General features: G+C 64.8%; 7 protein-coding genes and 1 pseudogene. 3 read left to right on the top strand and 5 right to left on the bottom strand.

Annotated features, from left to right (window positions below):
* Nucleotides 1–29: 29 nt before the first annotated feature.
* The 3 genes from A5779_RS06385 to A5779_RS34390 form a co-directional block, all read right to left on the bottom strand.
* Nucleotides 30–1577, bottom strand: a complete 1548-nt coding sequence (locus A5779_RS06385) for a neutral zinc metallopeptidase (protein WP_236734664.1) — start codon at nucleotides 1575–1577, stop codon at nucleotides 30–32.
* 62 nt (nucleotides 1578–1639) lie between these two features.
* Entirely contained in the window at nucleotides 1640–2389 is a 750-nt protein-coding gene (locus tag A5779_RS34395) for a P-loop NTPase family protein (RefSeq protein WP_064880073.1), read from the bottom strand.
* Nucleotides 2390–2431: 42 nt separating this feature from the next.
* The gene (locus tag A5779_RS34390) at nucleotides 2432–2884 is read right to left on the bottom strand and encodes an AAA family ATPase (protein WP_064880071.1); all 453 of its coding nucleotides are present in this window, start codon (nucleotides 2882–2884) and stop codon (nucleotides 2432–2434) included.
* A gap of 59 nt (nucleotides 2885–2943) precedes the next feature.
* On the opposite strand from A5779_RS34390, the pseudogene A5779_RS06370 reads away from it, so the two are divergent.
* Nucleotides 2944–3302: pseudogene (locus A5779_RS06370) on the top strand (IS30 family transposase); the annotation flags it as partial.
* Nucleotides 3303–3550: 248 nt separating this feature from the next.
* On the opposite strand, the gene A5779_RS06365 reads toward A5779_RS06370, so the two are convergent.
* Nucleotides 3551–4201 carry an Rv0361 family membrane protein gene (locus A5779_RS06365; protein WP_131811589.1) on the bottom strand — a complete coding sequence of 217 codons (651 nt, stop codon included), beginning with the start codon at nucleotides 4199–4201 and terminating at the stop codon, nucleotides 3551–3553.
* A gap of 533 nt (nucleotides 4202–4734) precedes the next feature.
* On the opposite strand from A5779_RS06365, the gene A5779_RS06360 reads away from it, so the two are divergent.
* The gene (locus A5779_RS06360) at nucleotides 4735–5109 is read left to right on the top strand and encodes a hypothetical protein (RefSeq protein ID WP_131811588.1); all 375 of its coding nucleotides are present in this window, start codon (nucleotides 4735–4737) and stop codon (nucleotides 5107–5109) included.
* A 30-nt stretch (nucleotides 5110–5139) separates the two neighbouring features.
* On the opposite strand, the gene A5779_RS06355 is transcribed toward A5779_RS06360, so the two are convergent.
* A complete protein-coding gene (locus A5779_RS06355) occupies nucleotides 5140–6333 on the bottom strand; it encodes a hypothetical protein (protein ID WP_064880065.1) in 1194 nt (397 codons plus the stop codon).
* Between the two features lie 375 nt (nucleotides 6334–6708).
* Here A5779_RS06355 and A5779_RS33785 point away from each other — a divergent pair, with 375 nt between their 5' ends.
* Nucleotides 6709–7092 (top strand): hypothetical protein, encoded by a 384-nt coding sequence (locus A5779_RS33785; protein ID WP_131811587.1) that lies wholly within the window; start codon nucleotides 6709–6711, stop codon nucleotides 7090–7092.
* Nucleotides 7093–7165 lie beyond the last annotated feature (73 nt).

Raw genomic sequence — 7165 nt, 5'->3', positions numbered from 1 at the left:
GGCTCAGCCGGCGCCGCCTTCCCGTCGTCTCAGGGGAACCGTTGGTAGCACTGGTCGGCGTTACTGGCCAATCCTGATCGGAAGGCCATGATTCGGGTAAAGCCGGCCGGAACGCTTTCGCCGTCGTTGCCGCTGGCGGCCCATCCGTTGGTCAGCAGGCCGGCCACGGCTTCGTCGAGGTCGCCGGCGGTGAGCTGGAGTGTCTGTCCGGAGGGCAGCTGAACCGGGTCGGACATGTCGCGATTGGCGACTCCTGTCAGACATGCGGTGCGCATGGCCGCAGTGTGTCCGGTCAGATCGAGGCCTTTGGCATGTTGCAAGGCCAGCATGTACCGGGAGGCCACCACCGACAGCGCGGTGTTGTCACCTTGGATCAGCACTCGTTCCTTTTCGTCGGCGGGTGTGCCGAGTTCGGTGAGGGCGGGCAGATCCAGGCTGACGGTGTTGGTGGAGGGGCAGTAGGTGGCCGGCGCCTTGGAGGCGGGAGCGTCGGCGCAGGGTTCGTCTTTGTACAGCACCTTCGGCGGGTTGGCCGGAGCGTAGATCTGGTTGAGCAACTCGAACATGGTGCCCAGCGATTGTTCGTTGATCGGGGCGTTGGCGGTTTGCGCTCCGCCGTCGGGATTTTCGGTCAGCGCGATGGGCAGATCCCCGCGACGCTGGTCGATCTCGTCCATGTTGATGGCGGTGCAGGCGGTGACGCCGGTGTTGAAGCCCATTTGGAATGCCGTGATCCGGTCGAGCGCGGTGCCGTGACCTTCTTCGAGCAGTTCTGCGGTGTCCGGGGTGATGAGCGGGTCACGGATGGCGATCGCGGCCGCCAGCACCCGGTTGAGTCCGTCCCCAGTACTGATGGTCATCCGCGGCGATTCACCGGCTGCGACCCACCGGATGTAGGTCCCAGCCAGGCAGTCGGCCTGCTGCTCGAATACAAGGACCGGGGTCCGCCGGTTGACGAGGTTGGCCATCCGCTGGATTGCGTGACCGTACTCGTGAGCAATAAGTGCAGGAACGCTCATCTGGCCGAAGTACTTCTGGCCGGCTGGGATCAACTGTCCACGGTCCCAGGCGATGAGCCGGTCGCGGTGGCAGTAAAAAGCATTCGGGTTGCGATACGGGCTCGATCCGCACAGCACGGGGCTCGCTGGGTCGGCCGAGTCATAGGACGCGAAGTTGCGGATGGGCCGAAACGCCCCGTGTAGCGACCCGGGATACGTCTGCTCCCAGAACTGCTCAACATCGTTGACCGCGGACAGTGCTGCCTTGTCGATCGCCCCACCATCGGTGTCTTGCACCGTGCCCACCGGCGCGGGCGCGTTCTCGCGCAACCCACTGGGTCCGTCGGTCACGGGCAGGCCCCCGACGCTGTTGGGGTCATAGAGCATGGACATCGGCTCTCCGGGGATGACCTTGGCCGAGTAGGTGAATAGCAGCACTCCGGCGGTACCGACGACCCCGGCGGCAAGAAGGCCGGCGCCGAAGGCACCCCATCGGCTGCCGGTCCGCTGCGGCGGGGAGGACCGATCGAGTCCGTGGGTGTTCACCGCAGGGGCGGACTTGTGCTTGCGACGGGACATGTGTGGGCTCCAGCTGCGTCAAGAGGAGTGAAGTGTCCATCGGCCATTGGTCGATGTCGGACTTACTCTAAGCAGGAGATAGGGGACCTGGTGACACCAGTTGGGGTTTGATTGCTTTGCTGCGCAGCGCGCCCAACCTCATCTGGTGCGCGACGTCGCGTTTCGCCCTTCATGGCACGAGAAATCCACGCAGGTGAAGTGAGAGCGCAGAGCTCCAGCGAGTCCCCGGCGTCGCGGGCCCGTTCGGCGCTCCGCTCTGTCGTGTCGCGGGTGGGTGTGGAAAGTCGCTCGTAGGACGCGGCGCGGGCACGCTCGGCCGCGGTGTAGGCGCGCCACTTGGTGGCGCGCGCGGCGCGCCGGTCATCGTTGCGCGCCAGCAGGGTGGACACCACCTCAGGCAGCAGGTCGCGGTCGGTGCGTTGAGCTTCGGCGTGCATGCTGCGCGGCCGATCGTCGTTGGCCAGGATCATCCGGAAATAGTGCGCCGCGGCATGTTTGTTGCCGCGGCGCAGCTTGTGGATCTGCGCACCGAAGGCCACCTGGAGGTGTTCGTGGTCGGATTCACCGGTGATGGGCTGGTAGATGAAGGCGTGGTTCTCGTCTTTCCTTCGGGTCGTCCCGACGTAGGCCATGGCGCGTGAAGCGTCATCGCTGAGCACGGTGAAGCAGGCACCTTCGCGGGTTGAACTGCCCACGGTGATGCCCTGGGCGGCGTGAAGCGTGGTCGCGTAGCCCAAGGTGATGTGCTCACGCAGGTACCACTCGGGCTGAATCGGTGCGCTGTTCGGCAGCGATGCGACCGTTGGCGGCATCGACCGCCGCCACTCGCCACCGGTTGCCGCTGCGGACTTGGTCTATACGGTCACGCGTCCCTGTTCGGGCCCGGCGCCGACAACGATCGAGGCATCGTTGTTGCGGCTGACGATGTCGCCGACGCGCACATCCTGGTCGCGCGTGACGCGCACTCCGGCGGTGGTTTCGTCGGTGTAGGTGCCATGCGGGCGCCGGTTGATGGCGTTGGCGATTTCCCACCGGTCACAGATGATGGCCGCGTCTTTCCCTGTGCGACGCGCCTCGACGTAAGCGTTGGTGGCGTCTTCAGCCATAGCGATCGGGTCGCCGGTGTGCAGTCGGCCCTGGTTGCGGTACCAACCGACGGCCTTTCGGAGTCGGTTTCCGTGCCCCGACCGCAGCGCCAGACTCATGTCCCGCTCTTCAGCGGTCCGCATGCGCCAGACCTCACCCAGGCGCTGCGACCACGGCAGGTCGTCGCACAGGTTCTCGAACATTCCGCCGCGTGCCTTCACCGGTGAGTGAATCGCCCCGGCGAGTCCGGGGCCATCACACCGCCGAAGCCGTTTAGGACGCAATCGTGGCCAAGATGGCTCAGCTGCCCAAGATTCTGCGCCGCACCCTGACCTGGGATCAAGGCAAGGAGATGGCCAACCACGCGGCCATCGCTAAGGCCGCCGAACTGGACATTTACTTCTGCGATCCACACTCTCCGTGGCAGCGCGGCACCAACGAAAACACCAACGGCCTGCTGCGCCAATACTTTGCCAAGGCTCTGATCTCTCGGTGTTTCCAGCTGACTATCTCGACTACGTTGCGGCCAAGCTCAACAACCGTCCGCGCAACACGTTGGGCTGGAGAACACCCGCAGAAGCGCTCGACGCGTTACTGGGCAACCCGTCCAACCCACCCGCTGTTGCATACACGCCTTGAACCCAAACACAGTTAATAGCTCACTAGACGCCATCGGCCGGTCTGGATGGCAACCGAATTAAGGCTACGCTGCTGGCCTTGGGTCTTGCGACCCAGGTCAGCTTCGGTCGGCGTTTACCAGCTTGATCGGCTCGTTGTTCATTGAGCGCAGCGGCCCGTCCAGGCGCGGGGCCTCGGCCACTCGGCCGGTCACCGGATCGACGTCAGCGTCGTAGCCCGGAGCGAAGCACGTTCCGTGGGCGTTCAGGTCAGGACAGTCTCGGCATGCTGGGGTCGTCGCTCATGCACACCTTCCATTTGCCGCCCTCTTTGCGGAAGTGGAGGGTGTCGGTTCTGCTGTCGGTCTTGACCTTCGCAGTGGCCGTGTCGCCGTTGATCTGCAGGTCGGTGATCTCTACAGATTCGCCGGATGTCGGCGCCAAGGATGGCTCGGGGATGTCTATTCCGAGGTTTTCGAGTTGGCTTGTGTCCACCGGCTTCAACATCTTCTGGTCGGCCGCGCAGAAGTAGGGCTTGATGGCCGAGATCGAACCGTCGGTCTTGCTCATGTCCTTGAATAGCTGCGCGATCGCCCGTTCGTCACTGGAGAAGCCGAGCCCACCGGTCCCGAAAATCAGCACTGCGCCGAGCAGCAACGCGACGCCGGCGACCCCCCCGAGGATGAGCCAGGTCCGTTTGCCGTTGCCGCTGGGTTGGGGGGGCATCGGGTAGCCATAGGGTGGTGGCGCACCGAAGGGGCCTTGGGCTGGTCCGAAAGCGGCGGGGCCGGGGTAAGACTGCTGAGCGATGCCGTACCCGGCCGCTCCCGGATAGGGCTGCTGGGGCGCGCCGTATCCGTAGGGGGGCTGCGGGGGTTGTTGGGAAGGCCATGGTCCCTGGGGTCCCGGCGGGTATGTCACGGCGTCTCCTCGGTGTGATGAGTTGGTTTAGTGAAGCAGATCGGGGCGCGCCGGTGCGGTGGGTCTCTCATGTCGGCGCGCCACTGGTTCATACACTGGGCCCCTTCCGTCTGCGTGCCAGGCGGTGTGCAGTGATCGTAAGGGGGCTGACAGGTCTGCCAGGGCGCCACCCTGTCTCGTCGCCGCGGCGCTGGCCCGGAGCTAGCTGCTGGGCAAGGGGAGCGGAACGAGCGTGCCGCCCTCGGCGTCTGCGTAGCGTTTCGCGTCACCGTTCTCTACTTCAGCGGCCGTGAATGACCGCTACGCTGGCACTCGTCCGTCCTGCGTTCGCACCATCATGACGATGTCACTCAGGTCGACTGGCGGCCGGTCGGGTTTCTGCCGGCTTACTCCGTACCCAGAGGTCGTCGTATCTGTTGTTTCTCCACGGATCGCTGGCCTGGTCTGGGGCCGTCACACGGCGGGTTCCCCCTGATGACAGGTGATTCTATCGACATCCGGGGCGGCGAGTGGGGGTGCGCTACGGTCAGTACATGACCGAGGACGCGAACCTCACGGGTCCGGCCGAGCCGTTCGAAATGGACCCGATCCCCGTGCTGATGGCGCTCGCTCGCCAGTTGGTGATCGGGCAGAAGCAACTCGCTGAGCAGGGTCTTCGGATTGCGAAGTTGCCCCCTGAGGTGCGCGATCTGCCGGAGGCGCGTCAGTTGATCCAGAGCTACGCCGATCTGAAGGCGTCGTGGCTGGGTGAGGCATTGCCGAGTTTGGTGGCCAGCATCCAACTGACGTTGGAGGTGCACGACACATTCGGTCCAGGCCGCACGGTGATCGACGATCCGGTCGATGCGTGGGTGTGGAACAACAAGTACCACGCGGGCGCGAAGATGCTCAGGACTGAGAACCTCTGACGAGGCCTGGCGAGGTGTCGGCCTCTCGAACTACACCGCGAATAGTTCCATGGGTGCGGTGAGCTGCGACCACCAGGCATCGAACTGTGGCCGTTGCTTGTCGGCGGTCACGTTCGGCGCGATGACGTAGAACTGTTCTGCCCAGTTGGTGCTCTCGTCGCGTTCGCGCACGACCACGCGGGTGATGGCGGCGGGCCCGGTCACGGGGGTGCCCGGCAGGGTGAGCAGTTGCCGCTGCAGGTCGGCTCGGGCACCGGTGTGCAGGCGACGAACGGATCGGGCGATCATCGGGGACGTGCCGGTGCAGGGACGTGTAAGGCGGCGCAGCTCATAGATGGCGTGGCCGGTTGCCGCGATCCTCTGGTGGAAGCGGTCAAGGACTTCACTGAGGCCGGCGTCGGTGACGGCGTCGATCAGTCGCTTTTCGCCCGTCAGGCCCTGGCGGTGGTTGAAGCACAGCGAGACGTGCTCGACGAACAGTGCTTTGGCGCCGGAATCGGGTTCCTGGCGGTAGCGCTCGAGCGTGTTCTGTCGGCCGGTGGCCGTGGCTAATGCCAACGGACAGTAGGTGCAGCAGCTCTTTGTAAAGGACCGACCGGTTGCCTCGAGAAGGTAGGCCGCGGCGTCTTCACGCGACCAGCCCCAGTCCAACAGCGGGTATCGACCTGTGCGGAGGGCGGTGTTGTACTCCTGGTCTCGCCGGACGCGAGTCATCTCACCAGTGTGGAACCCGATGTAGTGCTCGAAGGGCTGCCCGGCGGTGATGCGAGCGATGGTGGCGTCCAACACGATTCCTTTGGCCCGGGCGCTGCACCGCCGAGCTCCACCCAGTTGCGGGATCGTGCCACCGGACAGCAGTTCGCTGGAGAGGGCGAAGTCTCCTTGGATGTGTAGCCGGGTGGGATTGTCGGTCTCACTGAACACGGTGATGCCGTCGCCTGCTTTGGTGGTGTTGAGGCGGTTGCGGCCAACCTGCACGAAGCGCACACCGGCTCTGCGCATCGCGGGGAGCACGACTTCCTCCATATCCCTTGAAGTACTGTCGAATTCGTCGCCTGTCATGGCGGAAATCGCTACGAAATCGCGGAGATCCAAGTCGCGGGTGTCGGGCTCGTTGATCCAGCGGAGCAGGATCGCGACGCTTTCGACGCCCATGCCGAGGCTGAGGCAGTGATTGGGGGTGTGGCCAGTTGTGTTGAGGTCCAGAGTATCCGGTGTGTTCATGGCCGTTCCTCCCGATCGCTTCCGTGTGTGACGGCTGCTCTTTTTGCCTGTCTGGCAAGGGAGAATCACGCCGAGCTAGGGACGCAGAGTGCAAGGCCCCGGGCGGTGCCCGGTTCCCGCGAGCGGAGCGAGCAGATGGGGGAGCGGGTCCGCGCCGAAGGCCTCGCGTCAGCGCGTCGGTGGCATAGCGCGACGCGGACCGCCGGCGATGATCGGACTGCCAGACGGCCAAGATCCGTACTTTCGGTCCAATGCGGGGGACACTCATGGGAGTGGTTTGGTGATGGTGCTGGGTGGCGCTGAATTGCTGACCGAACCCGCGGTGCCAGGCGTGTAGCGTTCTTCGGGCGATCACATATCAGCGACGGGGGGCGCATGAGTTATCCGGATCCCTACTACCAGCAGAGTCCGCCTGTGCCCGGGCGGTATCCGACAGCGCCGCCTATCCCGTATGGCCCCGGGTATCCGCCCTACGGCAATGGGAGCTATCCGCCGCCTCAGCCGCACGGGTTCGCGCACCCATCTGCGTATTACCGGCCGCCGGTGGGCGCCTCGCCGCCGGAGGCCAACGGTAACGACGGCAATGGCTGGGGTTGGCAACTTTTGGAGGGGCTACTGATCTTCACCAGCGGTGATGCCTCGTCGACTCGGGGCTTCGGAGACACCGCCCGCGCCCGTGTGAAGACCGTTCTGCTCATTATGGGAGTGGGTGTTGCTGCCATCGTGGCCCTGGTCATGATCGCAGCGGCGGTTCACTAGACCGTATGGGGAGGCTGGGGCCTCACTGCATGTGAACGTGGGTTGCCGTCAGGAATCGGGTCCTGGCCGGTAG

The sequence above is a fragment of the Mycolicibacterium peregrinum genome (assembly GCF_001665625.1).
Taxonomy (GTDB): domain Bacteria; phylum Actinomycetota; class Actinomycetes; order Mycobacteriales; family Mycobacteriaceae; genus Mycobacterium; species Mycobacterium peregrinum_B.
The sequence above is the reverse complement of the archived record's forward strand: the minus strand, read 5'-3'. Positions and strand labels throughout refer to the sequence as shown.